The following is a 21,343-nucleotide window of genomic DNA, read 5'->3' as shown; positions in this document are numbered from 1 at the left end:
ACGGGCCATCCCATACGGCTACTTATAGGAATTGTTGGCAATTGTTGGCAATTGTTGGCAATCGATTTCCTGTCCATCGGACAGACGATCGTCATCCGAACGTGTCTCAGGTGGCGAGCACCAGTTACGAACCAGTCTCAGAACCGAGATTACTCCTAACTGAACCGCGCCGAGTTTCCCGGAGGCCATTTGATTTAAGTTATGCGGCCAAGGGCATCTGGTCCAGGGCTGCATAGTGGCGTGCTTCGGCCTCGGCAGGCGGGATATTGCCGATGGGCTCAAGGATGCGGCGATGATTGAACCAGTCCACCCATTCGAGGGTGGCAAATTCTACAGCCTCTGTGTGGCGCCATGGCCCCTGCGATGGATCACCTCAGCCTTGAACAGGCCGTTGATGGTTTCGGCGAGGGCATTGTCATAGGAATCACCAACGCTTCCGACTGATGGTTCGATCCCGACCTCTGCTAGGCGTTCAGTGTAGCGAATAGACACGTATTGCGACCCACGATAAGCCGACGCCTTGCGCAGGATCTCATTGGCCTGTCGCAATTCCCGAACTTCCCGTTCAAGAGCCTTCATCCGTTCCGCCACCTCGGAAGGAACCCCCGAGGTTCGAGCGGACTCAATATCCGCCTTCTTCACCCAGTCCATGAGCGTGTGGGTCGAACAGCCAATCTTCCCGGCAATCGACGTCGCGGCCGCCCATCGCGACGGGTGTTTCCCCTCATGTTCCAAAGCCATCCGTACCGCTCGGGTACGGAGCTCAGGGCTAAATTTGTTCGTCGTCTTGCTCGTCATGGCTCCACTCTACTAGGAAGTTGGAGCCTCCGGGAAACTCGGCGCAGTTCACTACCGGAAAAGCGCTACTGGCCAAGGCTGACCAAAAGTTGTCATATTTTGGCCAACCTCAGATATTTTCTCTGACCAAAGATGACCTTACTAGTCCACAAAAGACGGGCAGCAGTCGCGACTATGAATGATACCGCGCATAAAAAAAAGACCATCACCTCCACGCAGCGCCGCCGGCAGTGGTCGCTTGATGAGAAGATACGAATGGTCAATGAGACTTATGCGCCTGGCGCCTCCGTCAGCCTTATCGCCAGGCAATATCGGGTTAATCCAAATCAGATTTTCACCTGGCGGCGCCTAGCTGATGCAGGCACCCTATCGGAAACGAATTTGGGAGAGGCCATAGTTCCAGCTTTAGAACACCATGCGTTGCGGAAGCAAATTCGTGAGCTTCATGGAATTCTTGGAAAAAAAACGCTGGAGGTAGAGGCCCTTAAGAAAGCATTTCAATTGGCCGAAAATAAAAAAAATTCCGGTTCTACAGAACGGCGTTCTTCCTTAGGAGAACAAATCATTATTTTATCACAAAACGACAATCATGATCTCAGTTTACGCCAATTGGCAGTGCTAGCACTTTGCTTGCAAGCTGAGTTGGGTCAAACAGTTCGTGCCATGGCCTCGAACTTGGAAATTCCGAGGGCTTCAGTCACTCGCGCTGTCGACCGTCTTGAACAGGCGGGATATGTTCAAAGACTTAGTGATCCGTTTGACGGCCGAAGTGTTGTGGTAATCGCCACACGATCAGCTACATCATTTCTTGCGGATGACTCATGATGCACGTCACAGGCACTCTCGAATACCAAGCCGGAATATTAGCCGCTCTGTAGGAAAGTAGGTGTGTGTGTTAGAAAAATTAATAAAATATACTCGGACAAACCGAGCATATTAACTACCGATCCGAGGATTATTTTTTGGGTAAAGACAAGAGGAAGCCGCGCGTTTGAGATCTTAGCGCAGGCTTCCTCTAATCCTATCTCGATCTACTAAGCAGCGATAGACACTCTTTCTCCAAAGAGACGAACGGCTGTTTCAGAAATCTTCATGCGGATTTGTGACGGAATTTGACGAGCGGACTGGGCTCGCGGATAGTCCATCTCTGGGATAGACTCCTTAATTCCGAGAGCCTCGTATTCATCCCAGTTGTCAAAACCCATGCGATCAACATTGTCTACAAAAGTCTCAGTGGGAGCACCTTCTGCAAGCACCAGACAATGATTCTCAACCTCAATATGATAATATTTGAAGGTTGATGGCATATCCGTTTCGCGAACAATCGAAAGACCGTTTACCATGGCTCCTGCTTGAACCAAGCAACCATCCATAAACATGGCATGGTCCGGAGAAACCAAAAGATCTTTGTAAGGAAGATCGTTTCCGAGAGCACCAGCCTTGATACGAATCGGGGCAACACGCAGCGGATCAGCAAACCTTGTCGATACGGTGTTCACACCGATCCATCGTACCGGCTTTACCTCACCGTGAGCAGTCACGATCACATCGCCAATCTTCAATTCTTCTACAGGCAGATCCCCGGCAGGAGTGCGAATTCCAGTTCCCGAGAAGAAACAGAACGTGGTCGAAAGAGATCCATTTGCCTCAACCGTGAGGTTTAAAGGCCCGCCGGGAAGTCCAACAGTGTGATTGCCCAAGGACGCGGCTGTGAAAGTGCCTGATGCGAATTTCTCAGAGCCGAGAGATGTGCCATTTACATTATAGTAAGTCACCGTTTGAACACCATTTCCAGCTTGCGTAATGGTGTACGAGTGTACTGAAGCTCCGTTAATTGTTTCGTTATCAATAACTTCACTACTGCTAGCAAAACCAACGATGGGCGCAGTAAAATTCAAAAGTTGAACTGATAACGTCGGAGAGCCGATGACGAGCGTATCAACTTTTCCAGCTGTAGCAGCACCGAAGGTATAGCTGGAGTTGCCGAGCAGACCTAAAAAAGTGTTGTCGGCTTCGAACGTGCCGCCGTTTTGGATAGTTATGGCTTGCGAGCTGGCGACGGCCGCGGTTGTCGATGCCTCGATAACCCCTCCGTTAGCGTTAAATACAAATGCACCGCCGACACTAAGGCCTTCTTGTACAATAGCGGTCGCGTTGTTGGTAACATTGAACGTTATGCTGCCTAACGCTATTGTGTCGACAAATGTAACGGTCGGAGCAACCTGCCCTGCGGTTGTGGTAAGATTATTTGTAAGTGGTGAATTAAAGGTAATCGCCGATACGACCTGCGTTATGTTTTGGCCGTTATTGGAAGAATTGTAGTTATTGGTTGTTGCTGGCATGAGCGTCCCTGACTATCCGGTGATAATTTGAAATTCACGCAAGTAAATATTCCGCTTGTTGTTACATAATAACAACTTCCAACAAACGGATGACGTCCACATCATCGCTCAAAATATGACTAAAAACCTGTGTTTTTGGCCAACCCATTAACCGATGCTACACCCAAACTTTTGCTATCTCTAAGCTTTTTTGAGTATAGATGCAAATTTTTCTTTCTAATACTTTATGTTTTTAATCGATTAATCCTCAATAACTAAATCTAGTGGGTGTTTTTACTCATCTAACGGTCAGATATTTGAGATTTTTCTTCGTGAGAACGAATTTTGTCTTATTGGACTAGTTCTTTAAGTATAAAAGCATTACACCAAGTAGTTATTTTTGCGAAGTTTGTTTGGTTCTATGGACATCATACTAGCGGCGATGTTCGTTGCTCGTGTCGCTATGATCAAGGTCAGCAACTAACTAAGAGACCGTTTGAAGCGTTGGCCTTGGCTCAAGCACTTGTTTGCCGATGGCGCCTACGACCGAACCAAATTGCTCGACAAAGCCGTGTTCCAAGATTTCGTGTTGGAGATTGTGCGCCGAACAGACAAAGACCCGGGCTTCAAGGTATTGCCACGCCTAGAGTCCGTCAGGTTTAGTTGGAAACGCCACTAAATCTGTCGTGCGCGGGCCCCGACCCGCGCATCTACCCGGCGGAGCAAGCAATCGGCCGGCTGGGCGCCGCGGCGGGTAGGTCCGCGCAACAAGTGCGCCGATGACAAATTATCTATTAAAACCTGACAGACTCTAGAGCGCACTTTCGGCTGGATGACACGCGGGCGCCGTCTCGTGCACGACTACGAGGCCCGCCTCGATGTGTCCGAAGCCATGATACACGTAGCTATGGGGAGCCTGCTTCTCCGCAGGATTGCCCATATCTGACAATTCTCAACAGTCTCTACGATCAGCGGGACAACGACTTAAGTCCGCTCGGTGGCCGATTCAGACTTACGCGCGGCATCATAGAGGCCATTGAACCTGGCATAGGCATCGGCCCGCAGAATACCACGCCATCCGGTAAGATGCTGAAGGGGAGCGAGCTACGATGCGGCCCGGCGAATGGTGGAACAAGGCTGCCGGGCGGGGAGAGATTGCGGCTCCCCCCGCATCCAGTTCAAAGATACGACGACTTACATAGTCAGTGGCGTCATCACGGCATCGCAATAATAGGGAAATCGCCTATTGAGGTCTACTATCCTAGCGGACTAGATCAAGGCTGTAAAATTTGCATTGATTCTCTATCGCTTGTCCAATTTCCACTGGCTTCTAGATCCGGAGCCAACCGACCAGCCAGGTTTCATTCGCTGTCCAGCACGAAACATGGCGCTTGGCGCTGCCACGCAATTTTCATCCCCTTTGGTCAAGCAATAGCCTTGGCAACCGTCACCGGCCACCAAGGCTATATCAAGCCTAGAAAAGCTTGTGGTCGATGCCAGCCAGAGTGATGGTCGTGCCATCGCTCAGGGTAATGACATCGCCAAGCGAACCGACCGCTTCGCCCGTGACCGTCAGGCCCGACCCGAAGGCAACATTGTCCTTCGCGTTGAAGCCGATGATGGTATCGGCGCCCGGCGTGCCATTGCTGACGAAAGCGAAGACATCAGCGCCGCTGCCAGCCTGAACCACGGCATGAGAGCCGCTGCCGCCAACAAAGGTATCGGCGCCGGAGCCCATGGTGGCCTCCATCTGGCCGCCACCAAACGGGTAGGTGGAGATGGTCAGCGGGCCGGTGGTGCCCGAGGCATCGATGATGCTCACGCCCGTGCCACCCACGAGCACGTCGCCCGAGGACGAACCGGTCAGCAGCATGTTCGTAACGCCAGAACCGCCGACCAAGGTGCTGTTACCGCCGCTGCCACCGAACAGGGACGTGACGCCGGAACCCGCCGTGATGGAGTCATTGCTGGAAGACCCCCCCGAGAAGGTCAGGCTACCCGTGCTGCCATTGATCGTGGTCGAGCCGGTGCCGGCATTGACCGTGGCAGACCCCGAAGAGGCAAAAATCGTCGAAGGCGCAGCGCCGGTGTTCAGAACAATGCCACTGCTGCCGTTCAGGAAGGCTTGGAACGGGGTCGCATCCCCAGCCGTAACCGTGTCGTTCTGACCGGAAATGGCGATGGCATTGGCGCCGGACAGGGTGACCGTGATAGCCGGGGCGGTTACAGCCACTTCCGACGGAAAAATGCCAGTGCTGCTAAAGCTATAGGCGCCGCTACCAAAGACGTCAGAAACGACAGTGGAAGAATTGAAGAAACTGGCGAAGGCGGTCTGCCCGGCACCAGCACTGAAATTCGACGGGATAGTCCCGCCGTTAACCGTCATAATGTCGCTCATCATCAACTCCAGCTAGAAAAAAGGGGACGCGTTAATGGGTCAGGCTCTTGCCGATGGTCGAATCGCGCCCAAAAGGCACGGACCGGCAGTTCGAAGGCACAAAACTGATCACCGACAGCCAGATCGTCAGTGCCTTAACACCATCTCTTAAAAAAATAAAACCAATTGGATACTGATGAACTACTCGAGGTTAGTCACCCTTTTTCTAGGTTCCCTCGCAGTTAGGTCACATGACGTTCCGCGAGCAGCGCTATCTGAATACGGCTGGTCGTACCTGTTTTTACGATAATGTTGTGCACATGAGACTTAACGGTGCTGATGCTCATGTTCAGTATCTCAGCAATTTCCCTATTGGATTGCCCCTGGCGAATATGGTCCAGCACCATGCGCTCGCGTGTCGTTAGGTCGAACATACCGGTCACGGATGAATTCGATTTCTGCTTAGGCAAGCTGTATTTCTGTGTCATCAAAGGATCATATTTAGGATAGCTAGCGCTCTGGCTGCGGTAATGAACCATGAAGAAAGTTGAGAGGGTTTTTTGTAGACTAGAACTTCTCGCCTGAATGACAGCGGCCAACCGGGTTTCGAATTGATGCAAAAAAGGGTCGTTTTCTGCAAACAATGAGTGGGAGATCACGATCAGACGCTGTGGCGGAATGAGGCGAAGAATGGCAGTGATATCTTCAAGTCCGACTGATGTGGGGTCGTGATGGACATAGGCAACAAGATCGACCGATTGCATCGAGCTGCCAGCGAAATCTCCAACGGATGAAAAAGGCGTGAGAGCGATCAAAGGCTGCATCGAGAATGCGGCGCTGATAAAGCATTCCTGCGTAAATTTGTGTCCGTCGATCAGGGCGATATGTATCATTTGCGGCACCGACATTCTATGTTCGGATGATAAGTTCGTATCGCTCAACTGCTGTTTTGGAAGGTAATCCATCCTATAAGGAAGGGTTCAATGTGGTGATCCTTAGAACGCACCGCGATGGTTACACCCCGGTAGCAAAGAAACTTGCGAAACATCCATCTTCCTGACTAGGTCGATCGATCAAATTAGGAACATTCTCCGAGAACGAATTGCCGTTTAGTATGCCCTGCTTTAGGCCTAGATAAAACCCAATAACATTGGCCGTCGAATTCTTTTTGCGGCAACAGATGCATCATACGAAGTGATTTCATATTCGGATGCGCGAGGGAAAAAAATATTTTTGGACAAATCGTTCAAAAATAATCTAAGCGATAAGATGATTTCTTTATAGAAATCTATTCTAAAGATTTAGACCAAATGGTTGAGCGGAAAATATGACCAATTGATCAGGTTTGAGCTTGCGGCTAGATCCTAACATTTAGCGCCACTTGAATCTTCTGCGTACAAAAATTAAAAATATCTTGATCCTTGACAGGACACCAATCAGTTTCCTATTCAGATTGAGGACAAAATGATTGATCTTTCAAGCGCGATAGCGTCCTAAGATCTAATTTGTGGCCAAAAAAACCTTTAGACCTAGACTTTCTGGCCATATTCTGGACGATAAAGTTTTTTATCCTGTTGAGATCTCGGTGGTCATCTGGAGCTGTGAAGCTCAGCAAATTGATCCCTACTCAGACGTGCTTGCGCTCTTGAGCCCGACGGGCTGACCTGAGGATGTTACCCGCTCTGGTAGGCAGACCGGGTTTTCTCAACTTCGGCAACCTTTTCGATGTATGGGTTAGGAGTTGATGCTCGGAATATGACCGGTAAGATTGCCACAGGGTAAAAAAGGCTATCCGTGAGGCCTGGGTGTTGCTGGAAGAGTCGGCGCTATTGATACGGGTCTCAAACGCTGCCGCCCCAGATTTGGAGGCGACACACATGAAGCAAAGATCAAGGGGATCAGCGGCACCCGTCTCTTACGAGGCCGTGGCTGATTCCTCGCGCGGGCAACCGTCTTCTCACCCGCATAATCGTTGGGGACCTCATCGCAACATCCCTTATCTCTATGAAGGCGAGTTAGATAGAAATCTTCTCAATTTCATCGAGCGAAATCTCGTCACTCCGCCGGTCATAGAGTTTCGTGGTGCGCGGGGAGGAGTGGCCGGCAATTGTCTGCGCGTGTTCAAGAACCCCATTGTTTTTGAGGTAAGCCGTGATGCCGGTCGCCCGGAACGTATGGTTTCCGATCCGTGTTTTGATATTGGCCGCTGCTGCGCGGCGCTGGATCATGCGATAGGCATCCTGCTGCCACATCGGATGCGCCGCACCCGTTTTTCTGCCAGTCGTACGGAACAGCGGGCCGTCCATGTCGTCGACGATGCCCGCAGCGGCGATATACTCGTCTAAGAAGCGCTCAAGCGTGTGGTGGCAAGGCACCTCGTGCTCTTTGCCGCCTTTCTCATGGAGGCGCACCCAGCCCCGGCGTCCCTGTATGAAGTAATCCTTGACCTGCATATCGAGTACCGCATTCACGCGGGCAAAGGTATAGACCATCACTCCGACGAATGCTCGATCGCGCAGGCCGGTGAGGGTCGTGGCGTCGATCGCGTCGAGCAGAGCGCGCGCTTCGTCCGTTTGAAGGACAGGAGTTTTTCCTTTCTTCACTACATATTTTGGCCCGCGAACGGCATGGGCCGGGTTCACGTCGATGACGTGGCCCGTGACCAGCCAGTCGAACAGTGTGCGGATGGCGGCCAGGTGCTGCTTCACGGTTGGCGGACTAAGCTGAGCCTCAAGGTCTTTGATGAAGGCCGCGACATGAATAGGCTTCACGGCAGCGAGTTGATCGATGCCGTGAGCTGTGCACCAGTCTGCGAAGCGACGGGTCGCGTTTAGATAGGCGCGGCGGGTGTGGTCGTTGTTGATCTGAGCGGTAAAAAACTCCTCGACACGTTCGCGCGCCTTCGGCGTCGGCGCATAGAGAAGAGCAGGGACCAGCGCAGGTGAGGGGGAAAGAATAAGGTTGACGGTCATGTGCTGACCGTTTGCTTTCTCTCATCCCCGGCGCGGAAAAGCGCATCCTCCGGTTTAGGGGGCGGGTTTGATCCAAAAACAGACAGATCGTCGTCGCTCATCGTCCGGCTACCAACAGAGTGTGATAAAGGACGTTATCACACTCTGTTGGTAGGATGCACTTTATCTCTACCCTTCAGCACGGCAAAGGACGTTATCATGCGGGACTCGCCGATAAGAGCTACTAAGAAGTCAGCGCCAAAAATTATCTCTGAATCATTCCCTGCCCTGCAGAAAAAGCCACGCGATCAATTGACTTCAGAAACGTACACGCTTTAGCTCTTTAAAAAGTTCAAAGTTAAGTCCAATATGGCGATTCATTTCTTATCTGACGTGGAAAATTTTGTGAGTTTTGTCTCTTTGAGAGCGGTTATTATAACCGCTTCAATGTTACTGACTGATGTCACCAATAATAACAATGCGAGATATATTGCCCCAAAGAGGCAACACAAAAACGCAATACTATGTGTCTTGGTACTTATTTAAATTTTGTCAAAATCCTTTTTTAATAGGATGAGGACGTCTTTCTATGACTCGTTCTGACGAAATCATCGATCAGCTGAGGGCGGAGTTGGCTGCCTGCCAGCAGTCAAATAAACGCTGGTTGGATTTCATTGCCCTAGGATCCGATTTCATAACGGAAGTAGATAGTGACTTTCGAATCGTTAGATCGTTGAATACGCAATCGATGGATATATTTTCTAATCCATCATTAGAGAGTTTACGTGCTTCTAATGGTACTTTTTCTCTTTTTGAAATTCTGGATCACGCTATTTCAGATGATTTAGTTAGGACTGATCATATTGCAGATCTTAAGGCGCACAAGCCTTTTCGAAATCTGATTACAACTATGCCTGGGCCAGAGGGGAAATTAATCTGGTTTGAAATCAACGGCAATCCCGTTTTCAGCGAGAGCGGCGAATTTCAGGGGTATCGCAGCGTTGTTAAAGATATTACCCAACGGAAGGAAGACGAAGCAAGAATAGCATTTATGGCGCATCATGACCTTTTGACTAATCTCCCCAACCGGACAACATTTTATAATCGGATCAAAAGTGAATTTGCCCAGACCGATCGGGGCGGATGTTTCGCTTTGTTGTTTCTAGATCTTGATGGTTTCAAGCTTGTTAATGATACGTTGGGACACCCTTCTGGAGATAACCTGCTGCAACAGGTGGCCACGAGACTGAATGCCTGCGTCCGGAAAAGTGACCTGGTCGCCCGTCTAGGGGGGGATGAATTTGCTGTCATCCAGAGTGCTCTGACAAACCTTGATGATGCACACCATTTGGCGCAGCGCATCGTCGACACCATCGGCGAGCCTTATGATCTATTTGGCAGCCGCACTGTTATCGGAGCGACGATTGGTATCGCCATTGTTCCGCATGACGGCAACGAGATTGCCCAATTGCTAAAAAACGCGGATATTGCGCTATATCGTGCCAAATCCGCTGGTCGTGGTAGATACATGTTTTTTGAAGCTGGCATGGATACAGACAAGCAGGGTTGATAGTTTTTGCGCTTGTCGTAAAACCTGCAACAAGCAAATCCAGGGAGGAAGCGCACTTTCAGGTCTTGGCTTAAAGCTGCAATAGACGGCTACCAGAGCATTCTATAGCGCCCGATAAACTGGATTATCGGGAGCTTCCGTCGAGCTGCTTGGACGGATGAAAAGCGGAAATTTCAATTAAGTGCTCGGTTCAATGCTTACGCCGGAACCAGAATGCATCTGAAATTCGCTCCATTCCGTTTCTCTCGTAAAATCCGGTAGCCTGAGGCACAGATGCAAGTATCAAACTAACACTCGGACCCAATTGTTGCTTTACTTCCTTCAAAAGGGCACGCCCTACGCCGAGCCCCTGTGCCGAGGCTGAAACTGCCAGCTCGGATAGATAGCAGCACCAAACAAAATCTGTGATGCCCCGCGCCACGCCTAGTAGGCGACGGCTTGGCTGATTGAGCCGAGCGGTTAGAATCAAATTGGAACCATTAATCATGTCGCTTAGGCGTTTGTCATCTGATACGGGGCGTGATGCTCCAAGGCCCGACTCGATCAGCACCTGTTTGAATTCGGCGACATCTAAAGATGTTTCTCGGGTGTAGAGAACTCTTGGACTAGCGGTCATTTTCACGATACTTCTTTATGCACAATACTGTTGTGGAATTTATCTTTAATTTTTTATCAAAATAAAATGTTTTTTAAGCTTGGCAATTTCGTCTATTTTTGCTCGGCAGTTTTTGATAGCGATTTTTCAAGCGCTCTGCTTTTTTTTCTGGAATAGCATAACGTTGGCATCAGTTGCGCCAAGGGCACGCGTGCAGTTCGAAATGACTTTGAGCCGCTACGGCTCGACGCTCTTCTGGAGAATCAGGATCTTTTGGATTTTTTGGAAAAAGTGATTGCCGCAAATCGCAGGTGATCGATGTCCTCGGAACGCCAAGGCTTACCAATATATCTGATAGCGCCCTCTCCCGTCTGATGGGAAGATCGCGATAAGTGTCCCCTTTAACTTCGTTCGCTGCCATATGACCAGAGACAGCGATATAGTCGTGCGGCCCCCAAAGAGCCGGGATCGCGAACATCTGCTTGACCTTTTCTCGGCATGAGGGCTCGGGTGTCGAACTCCTGTAGGCGAAAAAGCAGATTCCCAGGGGTGGTGGAGGATACTCTGTCGGCAACTGAGGGCGGCGGTTAGTGCAACTCATGAGAAGCAACAATGCGCCAACACTTGTGAGTAAATGTCTTCTAATCATTGAGGTTATAAACTTTTGGTTATAGTTAAGCAATAATTTTACCACGAATAGGCTCATTTAACGTTTCAAAATACATTGCTCTCGACTGAACTAGTGTGACTGTTACATTTGACTGGTTCGCTTTCGCTTGGCCATGTCTGCTTTGGGGATTACCCGAGTGGCGTCCGAATGACGTGAAAGAGTCGATAACTGCCTTATCCGCCCACTCACCAAGTTTGAGTTTGAACGTACCAGTGTCCGATCAAATGCGTTGTGGTGATAATTTCCATATTCTCTGCTCGCTCGTCGTCATCCCCAATTTTTTTGGCAAGCTCGCCAGATGGATCATAAACCAACGATCTCTCGTAATGGGAAAGCAAGCCCACGGCTCCCCAGTCAAAAGAAGTTTGGGTGTTGCACCCCGAGCAATAGATTTTCGTTGCGTAGTACGGATAGGCAACGGCCAAGGCAAAATAATCGCTCGCTCGGGAACAGCCATAGGCCATAGGCCAAAATATAACGAATGCCCCAACTAGGGACATTCCACGCTTCCAAGATCGACGCCAGAGACAAGATATTCCGGTCGCTAAAACGAAAAACAACCATGCAAGGATAATCGGTATGGTAATGAGAGAGACCGGAAAAAATAGAACACTACCTAGTGAACCCGTTATGCCTAGAAGCAATATCGCTGCAAGAGGTATGATAATTGGCCAAACTATAAGCTGATCAATCGGTTCAGCGGCAACGTCTAGCTTGTCGATCACGCTGATTCCAATTTTGGTTTACGAGAATTCATCTGACTTGCGTTACATCCAACGGTCTCGCACGCTTCATGGCCGCGAAGCCATCCGGTGCTTGGCCGGCGACTTTGCCACCCCAGTGTCCGAAGCAATGCTATTGACGGTCTTCGCAGCAATGGCCTGGGCGCAGAATTCCACCGTCTGTGTGCCGCAGGTGTTGTAGAGGGTTACCATCTTCTCCCAAGAGGCACCGTCGGCCTCGCGCAGCATTTCCTGCCCGGCATCCCACTTGTTGCCCGCGACCGGCACCGCCGCCAGCCAGGTGCCCGCCCCCCAGGGCAGATCTTCAACCACCAAGGTCCAGAGACCCATGCCGAGCACGATCCCAAGGATACCTACCGCAACAAGCCATTCGCGCTGGCCGCGCTTGCTGCGCGCCCGGCCGAGCATCTCCTTCAGTTCCTCGGTCGCCTGTCTTTGTGCCGAGGCGCCTTCGCTCATCGCCTGGCCTGCCATCCGGCCGGCGAAGCGGCCCATATCTTCGAGCCGCTCGCGGTAGACCTCCGGCGTCATCGCCAGCGCCGGCTGGCCCTCGATCGCCTCCAATCGCCCCTGCACTATTTGCAGGGTCTTCTGCATCTGCCCAAGCGTCAGGCTGTAATCGACGCTACTCTTCGTCTCACCTGCCTTGGCCCCTTGCCCTTGGCGGTAAACCAGTTCGATCCCCTGCCGCAGTTGTGCCACCTCCGCACGCAAAGCCTCGAAGGCGGTGGCTGCGCCGTCCTCTTCGTCCGCATCGCCGGAATCCATACGATCCATCCGCTACATCCCCAGGCTCATTCCACGGCCATGCCTTGGCCCATGGTCGATGCCGATCTCCCGGGCCAAAACCCGATCCAGGTCCTTCGCCTGCACCACACGGTCCAGGCGCGACCCCTCGGCAATGCCAAACTCGGGTCCGCGCTCCTGCAGTAGCCGTTCCATTTGCGAATGGCGCTTCAGGTCCTTTGCAAACGCGACAAGCTCGCTTCCAACCTGGCGCTGCGCATCCCATTCATAGGCAGCACCCGCTTGGTCGTAGCGCTTTTCGACCGCCGCCCAGTGCCGCACCACATCATGCGCCTGCTTTTCCAATGCCGCCCGCTCATCTCGCGTCTCCTCAATGGCGGCGATCGCCGCGGCCCGCCCGGAGCAGTTCTCAGCGGCCGGCGTGATCAGCTCCGTTCGCGTGTTAAAAGTGCCCACGACATCGGCCCGGCTCAGGAGGTGTCCGGCCGTCAGGATGGCATCGATCCCCGCGTCCATGGCCGCCTGCTGATGCGGCAGCACGGGCAGCTGCTCTCGCACCATCACCCGCGCATCCTCGACGGCTTCCGCGAACCGCCCGACGGCCCGCGACAGGGCGGACTCAACCGGTTCCCGGCTGGCAACCCGTGCGGCAGACGACTGCTCACGGCCATGCGGCGCTTGGCTTAGGGGCGCCCGGGTAAGGGGCTCCGCATTCAACTTCAGCCCAGCAAATTTGCTTCGTCGCGGTACCGGCGCTGGCCCAACCTGATGAACGGCTTCAGCCTCAGCGAACTGCGCCTCGGACTGCCGCTCCGCATGCTCTCTGGCGGCGATATCGGCCGCCGACACCAACCCGCGTCGCTCGGCATAGCCATGGGCGATGGCTGCGGGATCAGAGTCGTGCGACTTCCACTGACTCTCGCGTTCCTCGAACGTTCGCCCTGCCGGCGCGTAATCGAGACTGGTGTCCTTCAGCCGCTCACGACCGAGCCGGGTATCCAGCCCCGCGCGGCTGCCCATCTCGTCGGGGCTCCAGTGCAGCGTCACGCTCTCCCGGTGGCGCGACAGCCCGACATAGGCCATGTGCCGGTCTAGCCCCGTCGTCGCCAGCACATGCGCCCGATCCACGGTGATGCCCTGCGACTTGTGCAGCGTCGCCGCATAACCGTGATCGATCTCCGCATAATCCTCCATATTAAAAGATAGAGCACGGCCCGTTCCCTGTCCGTTCGCGCTGCTCGTCCCATCGATCCGCACCACCAAAGACGCGCCGTCGCCGTCACCCTTGATCTGTTCCACCGTCCCAAGCGTGCCGTTCTTCACCCCAAGAGATCGCTCGTTCTTCAGGAAGTAGATCCGGTCCCCTTCCGCGAAGTCGCGCGCCCCCCGCTCCGTCATCAGCCGGTGATCCGCGCCCAACTCGCCGGCCTCCCGGCGCAGCGCCCGCGCTTCCTCGTTCAAGGCGCGCACATCCACCCGCCGATGCGCCAGCATGATCTGGGTGACCTGCGGACTCTGCTGACGCACGGCGTTCCACGCCGCCACCAGCCCGCTTTGTGCCGCTTCCTGGGTTGCATGCTTACGCACTGTGCCGGCCGCCTCGTAGCGGCTGAGTGCGGCTGCCGTCCGACCTGTCGCCAGCTCCCGCGTCGCCTGCTTCTGCCAATCCTCGCGCTGTCGGACCACCGTCGTAATCTCAGCCGAGCCCACGCGCTCCGCGACCATCCGGAAGGCGGCGCCAGCCTCGATCGCCTGGAGCTGCTCGGCGTCACCGATCAGTACGACCTTGGCGCCGGCAGCCTTGGCAGCCGAGAGCACACGCTCCATCTGCCGCGACCCGACCATGCCCGCCTCGTCCACCAGCAGAACATCGCGATCGGTAAGCGCGTCCCGCCCCCGCGCCCACCCATGCTCCAGGCTCGCCAGCGTCCGGCTTTCAATCCCGGAGCCGGTCTCCAGACCTTCGGCGGCAATGCCGGAGAGCGCCGCCCCGCGGACCCGGTAGCCCGCACCCTCCCAGGCCGCGCGCGCTACCCCGAGCATCGTGCTCTTCCCCGTGCCGGCGTAACCCACGACCACGGCGATATCCGCCCCCACCGTCACATGCTCGAAGGCTGCCCGCTGCTCATCGCCCAGAACGCGCTCGGCCCGTGCAAGCGCTCGACCCCGGATGCTGCCACCCACCTGATGGCCAGCACGCTCTGCCAACGCGTAGGACGTCGCTTCCAGTCGCTGCTCTACGCCCAGCATCTCGCGCGTCGAGAAGCGCGCACGCCCTCGCCCGTCCAACCCAACGCGCACTAGCTCCGGGGATGCCTCCACCACGGCCATCGCGGTTGTGAACTGATCAGCATCGGCCGTATGGCGATCGACGAACCGCGCCAGGTCTTGGCGGGTGAAGGTGCTTTGCTGGTGGGTCAGCGCCACCAGCACACGCTCCGGCTCGGCGATGATCCGATCGCCGTTCCGCCGCGCGATGGCCTCATGCTCATCCGCCCGTTCGGCTGCCTCCGCACGGTCCTCGCGGCGTGCACCGGCCGGGCCAATCTTGTTCTGCGGTTCAAGCATGATGCCCTGCGCCGCATAGGTCCGGTGATCGATCCGGAGATCGAGATCAAGCGCGAGCAGCCGCTCATTGGTCAGCGACGCCCATCGCTCCCGCCACGTCTCCAGAAGCGCGGTCCGGTTCCAGTCGCGCGCCTTCTGGCCGAACCCGTCGGGTCCCACCGCCCGCGTCGCCAACATCACATGCGCATGCGGCTTCGCCTGGCCGTCGGCACCGATATCCCAATGCACATTGAGATCGGCCGCCATCCCCCGATCGACGAACTGCTCCTGCACGAAGTCCCGCGCCAGCCGGATGCCTTCATCCTTCGCCATCTCCCGAGGGATGGAAAACTCCAGCTCGCGCGCCAGCTGGGCGTCCTTCCGCTTCTCGATGCGCTCCACCTCATTCCACAGCGTGGCACGATCCAGCAGCCGCGCCGGGGCGCCGTGCGGCAGCAGGATTTCCGAATGCACGACACCGGATTTATTGGTGAAGTCATGCGACCGCTCCAGCCGCTCGTCGGCCAGCTCTGAGGCCGAGCGATAGGCGGCAGCCGCCACCGCGCTACGGCCGGTCGCTCGGCTGATTACCTTGGCATGGAGATGATAGATCGCCATACCCCAAACAATAACGGCCCAAGCCGCGCACGTCACGCAGTGACGTATAAGCGCGCACTCACAATTCGATGAGCTCTGTCGTTTGCTCAACCGCAAAGAGTGACGCGGCTTCAGCCTGCAGCTATCGTCGCAGCATAAGACATGCGGAGGAAACAATCATGCGCAAACCTCGGGATATCGACGCTGAGCTCAAGACGCTGCAAGAAAGAGCCCGTGAACTTAAGACCCGGAAGACCATGCAATTGGGTGAGTTGATCACAGCAACCGGTGCGGACATATTGCCCTTCGAGACATTGGCTGGCGTCCTCCTCGCAGCAGTCGATCAAGCAAAGGAAAAACCTGAAGCACTCGTGAGGTGGACCGAACGCGGACAGGCCTTCTTTCAGGAAGGGGGAAGCGTCCGCGTCAATCAGGCAAGGGCATTCGGTCGGAAGCCCGGGAATGGCAGCAGCGCCGCGACGAACGGCACTACCTCTCCGACGGGAGATGCAGGACCTGGATCGTCGTCTCCGTAAGCTGGCGGCCTTCAGAGCGAGGCTGCTCAACACCAAGGCACGCACCGACATGCGGGATTGGGCCAAGACACGGCGGGAGCGCACCCGCCATCTCATCGAACTCGGCGGCCTCGTGCAAAAGGCGGGCCTGGTCGATCTTACGGATGACGACCGGGCCACCATGCTCGGTGCCTTCCTCGATCTCGCCGATCAATTGCGGATTGGGCGCGAAGGCGATGATCGCTCGCCGCAACAACTGGCCAGCGGCTGGCGACGACGCGGGCTGCGTGCTTTTGACGCCGATGCTGCGGCCATGACCCAGAACGAGCACGGCCCCATCACAGAAAAGGAAAGAGGGCTTTCGGGAAAAAAGGAACTTGAGTGATGCATCCTCACCCAAAAGCCGCTATACTTCTCTCCAGTGATCCAGTGCTTGTTTTCTCATGCGCCCGATGAATCGCAGAGACCGTGTTCACGCACCCTGTCCTTCCCTTACACACCGCCCTTTGTGTTGTGTTCACGCCACCTCAGACGGCGTGAACACGGGTCGTGAGACTGCGTGTTCACACTCTTCCTAAGCCGGATCGTCTCGATACCATCCCAAGTCGCTACTCTCGGAAGATGGGGTCAGAGGCCGTCGTGTTGGTTTCCGCGCCCAGGCCCAGAAGACAAGTAACATCGGAATCTGGGCGAGCAGGCAGCGCATAAGGATCTGAAATTTGTTGTCGCTCTCAGACTAATCGGCGGGCGTTAGGATCGTCACCTGAAGCCACATCGCGAAGCCGCACATAGGCAGCAACAGCAGCAGACTGACCACGGGAAGCCGGCCAAAGGCTGAGCAAGCTGCTTTGGCTCCTAGTGCTCCCAACGCAATCGAAATTGCCATGGTGAGCATGACAAAAAGCGGCAGCATCAGAACCGCTATTTCGGCATGGTGGATCACGCCTGGAGTGGCAAACCCGAAGCCCGACCAGAGCAGATATGCGCCTAAAGTCACGGAGCTCGCCGCAAACCCCAGACACGCGAATGTCGTGAATCCTCGGCGAACAAACAAGGTGCCCGTAGCCGGCGCTATTAGCTCATTCATTGAACAGAGACAGGAACGACCTGGGCTTGGCCCGTCGCAAGTGCCGTCTCACGGGCGAGCAGGGTGTCGACATTGAAATAGACCCCACCTTGGCTGCCAGTCCGGGTATCGATGACCGTCAGCACATCGAAAGAATGACCGTTTATCCTGACCAACCTCTGCTGGATTTCTTTCAAATGGCCGAGCGCCAGCAGCACATGTTCCTCACTTGCACCGAGAACGTGCGGTGCCGTTTCCGGAGTCTGGCCATCTCCTGTCGCGTGGATCGCACGTATGATGCCTTCCGCCGCAAGCAGATCTGGGTCAGACGGATTGGGACCATTCAGGCCGACCTTGGCTGTAGCTGCCAACATATGACCCCGCAAATCCATCCAGTTGATCCGAAGGTCGGCTTCGGCCTGCTCAAGTGCCTCTGACGAGTTTCCTGCCTGCAAGGCTGCGATACTGGCTCGGATGGCCTGGCTCTGTCCCACGGACGGATCAAAGGCGGGGCTTGCCGCATAGGCCGCACGCAGCGCCGTCCAATCAGTGCCGCCAGGATTGGTCTTGGCGACGACGAGCATCGCAGCAAAGTCGCCGGAGGGGGCGGAAATGGCGACCGCAGTAGTCGGTTGAACAAGGCCCCAAGGAGCACTGGCCGGCGCGCTCGCCCCTCCCGTGCAACCCGACAGCAATCCGGCCACACACGCCAAAGCTAGCCATGATCTCATTGCTCGATCCTGATCCGAAACATACGGACCTAGTGATCGGCAAAGCCTCCTCTGACAAGCAGCAGATAGGTTTGCGAATGAACCCCGCAGGATAAGCGAGCAAAAACCCGGCCCCAGCTTGCCTAATAGAACCGTTGCCATCCGCAGATTTAAGGGGGCAAGCGAACTAAACTCACACTTTCGTGATGCTCATATAGAGGGCGTCGCTATCTCCGTTCGCAGAACTTTTCCCGACGCTGATGCCGTCATCAACGGCTCAGGAACCTGTCCATGTCCGCCCCTCGCCCCATCTCTAACCCCAACCAGCACCCCAATCGCGAAAGCTGGCTCAACGATGTCGCCAGCCGCCTCCGCCCGGCCTTCGTCCAACTCGGCGCTCCCCTTCCCGACCGGCTGCGCATCGCGATCGGCTTCCCCTCGACGGGCCGGCGCGCCAAAGCCACAGGCGAATGCTGGGACAGCACTGCCAGTGCGGACGGCACTTTTGAAATCCTCATCCGGCCCGACCTGGCAGAAGCGGACGGTGCCATTGCCCTGCCGGTCGCCGCTGCCCTCGCCCACGAACTGGTCCAGGCGGCTGTCGGAATCCAAGCCGGCAAGGGAGTGGTGTTTCGGCGCGTGGCGCTCGGCATCGGCTTGACCGGGCCGATGCGAGCCACGATGCCAGGGCCGGCCTTCCTGGCTCTGGTCGCGCCGATCCTTGAAACCGTTGGTCCGCTGCCTCATGCGCGTCTGGAGGCGGATAAGAAGGCTGGAGAGGCTGATCAGCAGGTCGAAGGTTCTCTTACCACCACGGCACCGCGCAAGCAGGCCAACCGGCACGTCAAATGCACTTGTGGCACCTGCGGCTATGTCGTCCGCACTGCCCGAAAATGGATCGATGATGTTGGAGCGCCACTCTGCCCCCAGCATGGGCCGATGATCGCTGAGGCCACGACGATGGCCTGACCGACGACGAACGGAGACAGGTTGCCAAGCCCCGCGACAAGCCGGGAGAGTGTGTTCAAATCGCACAAATGTTTCCACCGCAGCAAAATGTGATTGCTGCGGTGCGGCAAAATGATTGCGCGGGGGAGGTTGGAGATCTAATTTCTGAAGCAGCAGCGACGGCGGTCTTAGATCGTGTTGCTGCTTTCTTGGACGTTTCCTCCCTAAACTCGGCGGCGCTTCGGCGTCGCTTTTTTTGTTTAGGGCTTCCCTCTAGAGCATGTGAACGCTTTGTAACCAACTCAAGATCACGTTAACAGACCTGCCACAAGTCTATGAATTAGATCGTAATTTCAGAAATATATGAAATAACGATATACGTTGATGATACAATTCTATTATCTGGGAAGATCGTAGACGTCGAAGATCACCTCGTCTCCGTCGAGATCGACCTCCAAAACCCGATTAACGGGTTCGCCAAGATGGGACAGCTCGTCCAAGACGCTCAGGAAAAGCTGCTGTTCACGATACGGCCAACATTGGGAATGATGATAACCAGGCCAGCATGAAGCGCCTCGTCGGCATAGAGGCGACGAAAATCGCTGGCATTGTTAGTAACGAGGATGAAATCGCCCTCATGGGCATGGCGGACGACATTCCAGTCTTTCCAGCCAGCTTTGCCGATACGGGCGACATGCTGGGCCTCGTGCCCGGCCTTATGCGCAACAGATACCAAGTCCACGCTGAGGCACGCATCGATCAGAAATCTCATGCCACCGCGATCGTCGCCAGCTTCCGGCGGGAGCGGTGAACTGGCTGCCGATCGTGCCAGGGCTGTGTCCGAGGGCGCCCTCGGATGGGGTAAGCCGCGGCATAGATGGGAGCAAGCTGGACCATCTCGGTGGTCAGGCGCGGATAGGCTTCCAGTAAATCAGCCTCACTTGACCCCTGCCCTACGAGAGCTGCGATCAGATGAACCGGAATCCGCGTGCCCCGAAACACGGGATCTCCGCCCATGATCTCCGGATTGCTGATGACCAGGTGACGGGCACGGCGCAGCGCACGAAGCGAGATCGCCAGTTCGCGCCGCGGTTCGCGGAGGTCGAGCTTCAGAAAACCGCCTTCAAGTGTCACGGTATCGCGTGACGCACTGCCGAGCGCGTCAAACACCTCGCGGCGGAACTCCGGCACAAAACGATCGGCAAGGCGTCTCTCGAGTGACAGCGACATTAGCGCCCGGAGATCGAGGAGACGCATGGCATGCCCTTCGCGCCTTCCAGTGATGGCCGGCACGGTCTTTTTGTCGATCGCATTATTCACCGCCTTGACCGACAACCGCGTCAAAACAGCGGCCTCGGTCGGCGTGAAAAGCGGGTTTTCTTGGGTCCGCATGATGCACCATTAAATATTCTCTGTTGGGAGAATGTATTAATTCGCCTGAAAATGCAAGGTTTCTGGCCTTCTGCATCCTTCGGCCTGAACCTCGAGTTGCCTCATCTAAAATGCTCCCTTGCTGCAAACAGGAGGGGCTTCTTTCGTCTAAGCGCGATGGCATCGACGACTACCCCCAGCCCTCAATGATTCGAGCCAGGCTGCCTTCGTCGACCAAGTCCGCGGCATCTTGCACCTTGAACCAGGCTCGCTCCCTTTGGGATTGTTCCCGCCACCCGCGCTGGCAAAGCTTCCTGGCTAATACGACCCAGCAGTTCTTCGGCGCCGCCGATTACGACACCGCGAAATATCTCAGTGACGCGATGGGGAAGTTTACCGTCTGCTACCGAACCAGCTGCCAGTCCGCACAGACGGACTTCAGCACGCGGCCAGGCGCCGGATCCGCAGGATCGGGCGAGCCCCTCCAGGGACGGTCTCTGATGACCCCGGCCGATCGTCATGATCTATGGCCAAGCCCCTACCCCCTCAACCGACTCAACTACCTGACCGACGCGCCCTATGTCGGCCGCTTCGATCCGAGCCCCATGCATCAGGCGCAGGAAGCTGCTCGATGAGCGGTATATCTCGTCGCGCCAGTCCCGCTTGGGGCTTTGGTCATCGGCTGGGCGGCGGGTTGGAGCCCTCATTCTCATCGCTGCTTGTCTATCTCTCGGTTTCGGTATCGCCTTCTGGGGCATGTGGGACGCCTGGCAAATGCGGCAACGAAAATGAAACTCGTGAATTCAGATTCAGGCTC

General features: G+C 55.3%; 18 protein-coding genes and 3 pseudogenes. 8 read left to right on the top strand and 13 right to left on the bottom strand.

Annotated elements, in window-relative coordinates; genetic code table 11:
* Positions 1 to 199: 199 nt before the first annotated feature.
* Positions 200 to 798 (bottom strand): annotated as a pseudogene (locus tag ACELLULO517_RS27375) (transposase).
* Between the two features lie 174 nt (positions 799 to 972).
* On the opposite strand from ACELLULO517_RS27375, the gene ACELLULO517_RS27370 reads away from it, so the two are divergent.
* Positions 973 to 1,623 (top strand): transposase, encoded by a 651-nt coding sequence (locus ACELLULO517_RS27370; RefSeq protein ID WP_227310711.1) that lies wholly within the window; start codon positions 973 to 975, stop codon positions 1,621 to 1,623.
* A gap of 209 nt (positions 1,624 to 1,832) precedes the next feature.
* Here the strand turns inward: ACELLULO517_RS27370 and ACELLULO517_RS27365 are convergent, their stop codons facing one another.
* A complete protein-coding gene (locus ACELLULO517_RS27365) occupies positions 1,833 to 3,140 on the bottom strand; it encodes a Hint domain-containing protein (RefSeq protein ID WP_227310710.1) in 1,308 nt (435 codons plus the stop codon).
* Positions 3,141 to 3,618: 478 nt separating this feature from the next.
* Between ACELLULO517_RS27365 and ACELLULO517_RS27360 the strand changes: the two are divergent.
* Both ACELLULO517_RS27360 and ACELLULO517_RS27355 read left to right on the top strand, forming a co-directional pair.
* Positions 3,619 to 3,786 (top strand): annotated as a pseudogene (locus ACELLULO517_RS27360) (IS5/IS1182 family transposase); the annotation flags it as partial.
* A 141-nt stretch (positions 3,787 to 3,927) separates the two neighbouring features.
* Positions 3,928 to 4,065 (top strand): annotated as a pseudogene (locus tag ACELLULO517_RS27355) (IS5/IS1182 family transposase); the annotation flags it as partial.
* Between the two features lie 528 nt (positions 4,066 to 4,593).
* Here ACELLULO517_RS27355 and ACELLULO517_RS27350 read toward each other — a convergent pair.
* From ACELLULO517_RS27350 to ACELLULO517_RS27340, 3 genes are all read right to left on the bottom strand, one after another.
* The gene (locus ACELLULO517_RS27350; RefSeq protein ID WP_227310709.1) at positions 4,594 to 5,517 is read right to left on the bottom strand and encodes a hypothetical protein; all 924 of its coding nucleotides are present in this window, start codon (positions 5,515 to 5,517) and stop codon (positions 4,594 to 4,596) included.
* 221 nt (positions 5,518 to 5,738) lie between these two features.
* Positions 5,739 to 6,389, bottom strand: coding sequence for a response regulator transcription factor (locus ACELLULO517_RS27345; protein WP_227310708.1), 651 nt, complete (start codon positions 6,387 to 6,389; stop codon positions 5,739 to 5,741).
* A 1,122-nt stretch (positions 6,390 to 7,511) separates the two neighbouring features.
* Entirely contained in the window at positions 7,512 to 8,468 is a 957-nt protein-coding gene (locus ACELLULO517_RS27340; protein ID WP_227310707.1) for a tyrosine-type recombinase/integrase, read from the bottom strand.
* 568 nt (positions 8,469 to 9,036) lie between these two features.
* Between ACELLULO517_RS27340 and ACELLULO517_RS27335 the strand changes: the two genes are divergently transcribed.
* On the top strand, positions 9,037 to 10,017 hold the full coding sequence (locus ACELLULO517_RS27335) for a sensor domain-containing diguanylate cyclase (RefSeq protein WP_227310706.1): 981 nt from the start codon (positions 9,037 to 9,039) through the stop codon (positions 10,015 to 10,017).
* A gap of 190 nt (positions 10,018 to 10,207) precedes the next feature.
* Here ACELLULO517_RS27335 and ACELLULO517_RS27330 read toward each other — a convergent pair whose 3' ends face one another.
* From ACELLULO517_RS27330 to traA, 4 genes are all read right to left on the bottom strand, one after another.
* A complete protein-coding gene (locus ACELLULO517_RS27330; protein ID WP_227310718.1) occupies positions 10,208 to 10,633 on the bottom strand; it encodes a GNAT family N-acetyltransferase in 426 nt (141 codons plus the stop codon).
* 834 nt (positions 10,634 to 11,467) lie between these two features.
* On the bottom strand, positions 11,468 to 12,007 hold the full coding sequence (locus ACELLULO517_RS27325) for a TMEM43 family protein (protein ID WP_227310705.1): 540 nt from the start codon (positions 12,005 to 12,007) through the stop codon (positions 11,468 to 11,470).
* Positions 12,008 to 12,073: 66 nt separating this feature from the next.
* Positions 12,074 to 12,802, bottom strand: coding sequence for a DUF6118 family protein (locus ACELLULO517_RS27320; protein ID WP_227310704.1), 729 nt, complete (start codon positions 12,800 to 12,802; stop codon positions 12,074 to 12,076).
* Between the two features lie 3 nt (positions 12,803 to 12,805).
* Entirely contained in the window at positions 12,806 to 15,937 is a 3,132-nt protein-coding gene (gene traA, locus ACELLULO517_RS27315; RefSeq protein ID WP_227310703.1) for a Ti-type conjugative transfer relaxase TraA, read from the bottom strand.
* Between the two features lie 158 nt (positions 15,938 to 16,095).
* Here traA and ACELLULO517_RS27310 point away from each other — a divergent pair, with 158 nt between their 5' ends.
* Positions 16,096 to 16,452, top strand: coding sequence for a conjugal transfer protein TraD (locus ACELLULO517_RS27310; protein WP_227310702.1), 357 nt, complete (start codon positions 16,096 to 16,098; stop codon positions 16,450 to 16,452).
* A gap of 49 nt (positions 16,453 to 16,501) precedes the next feature.
* Entirely contained in the window at positions 16,502 to 16,816 is a 315-nt protein-coding gene (locus ACELLULO517_RS27305; RefSeq protein WP_227310717.1) for a conjugal transfer protein TraD, read from the top strand.
* Between the two features lie 351 nt (positions 16,817 to 17,167).
* Here ACELLULO517_RS27305 and ACELLULO517_RS27300 read toward each other — a convergent pair whose 3' ends face one another.
* Both ACELLULO517_RS27300 and ACELLULO517_RS27295 read right to left on the bottom strand, forming a co-directional pair.
* Positions 17,168 to 17,428 carry a hypothetical protein gene (locus ACELLULO517_RS27300; protein WP_227310701.1) on the bottom strand — a complete coding sequence of 87 codons (261 nt, stop codon included), beginning with the start codon at positions 17,426 to 17,428 and terminating at the stop codon, positions 17,168 to 17,170.
* Between the two features lie 86 nt (positions 17,429 to 17,514).
* Complete coding sequence (locus ACELLULO517_RS27295) at positions 17,515 to 18,081, bottom strand: DUF4919 domain-containing protein (protein WP_227310700.1); 567 nt, start codon at positions 18,079 to 18,081, stop codon at positions 17,515 to 17,517.
* A 417-nt stretch (positions 18,082 to 18,498) separates the two neighbouring features.
* Here ACELLULO517_RS27295 and ACELLULO517_RS27290 point away from each other — a divergent pair, with 417 nt between their 5' ends.
* Positions 18,499 to 19,176 (top strand): hypothetical protein, encoded by a 678-nt coding sequence (locus tag ACELLULO517_RS27290; RefSeq protein WP_227310699.1) that lies wholly within the window; start codon positions 18,499 to 18,501, stop codon positions 19,174 to 19,176.
* Positions 19,177 to 19,660: 484 nt separating this feature from the next.
* Here the strand turns inward: ACELLULO517_RS27290 and ACELLULO517_RS27285 are convergent, their stop codons facing one another.
* Complete coding sequence (locus ACELLULO517_RS27285; protein ID WP_227310698.1) at positions 19,661 to 19,927, bottom strand: DUF5615 family PIN-like protein; 267 nt, start codon at positions 19,925 to 19,927, stop codon at positions 19,661 to 19,663.
* Entirely contained in the window at positions 19,924 to 20,499 is a 576-nt protein-coding gene (locus ACELLULO517_RS27280) for a DUF433 domain-containing protein (protein WP_227310697.1), read from the bottom strand. Before ACELLULO517_RS27280 ends, ACELLULO517_RS27285 begins: the two co-directional genes overlap by 4 nt.
* A gap of 284 nt (positions 20,500 to 20,783) precedes the next feature.
* Here ACELLULO517_RS27280 and ACELLULO517_RS27275 point away from each other — a divergent pair, with 284 nt between their 5' ends.
* Positions 20,784 to 21,161: a TraM recognition domain-containing protein gene (locus ACELLULO517_RS27275; RefSeq protein ID WP_227310696.1), complete on the top strand. Its 378-nt coding sequence runs from the start codon at positions 20,784 to 20,786 to the stop codon at positions 21,159 to 21,161.
* The last annotated feature ends 182 nt before the right edge of the window (positions 21,162 to 21,343 follow it).

Origin of the sequence: Acidisoma cellulosilyticum, assembly GCF_020621385.1 — a bacterium.
GTDB classification, from domain to species: domain Bacteria; phylum Pseudomonadota; class Alphaproteobacteria; order Acetobacterales; family Acetobacteraceae; genus Acidisoma; species Acidisoma cellulosilyticum.
Note: the sequence above shows the minus strand (reverse complement) of the source record. Positions and strands in the feature narration are given on the sequence as shown.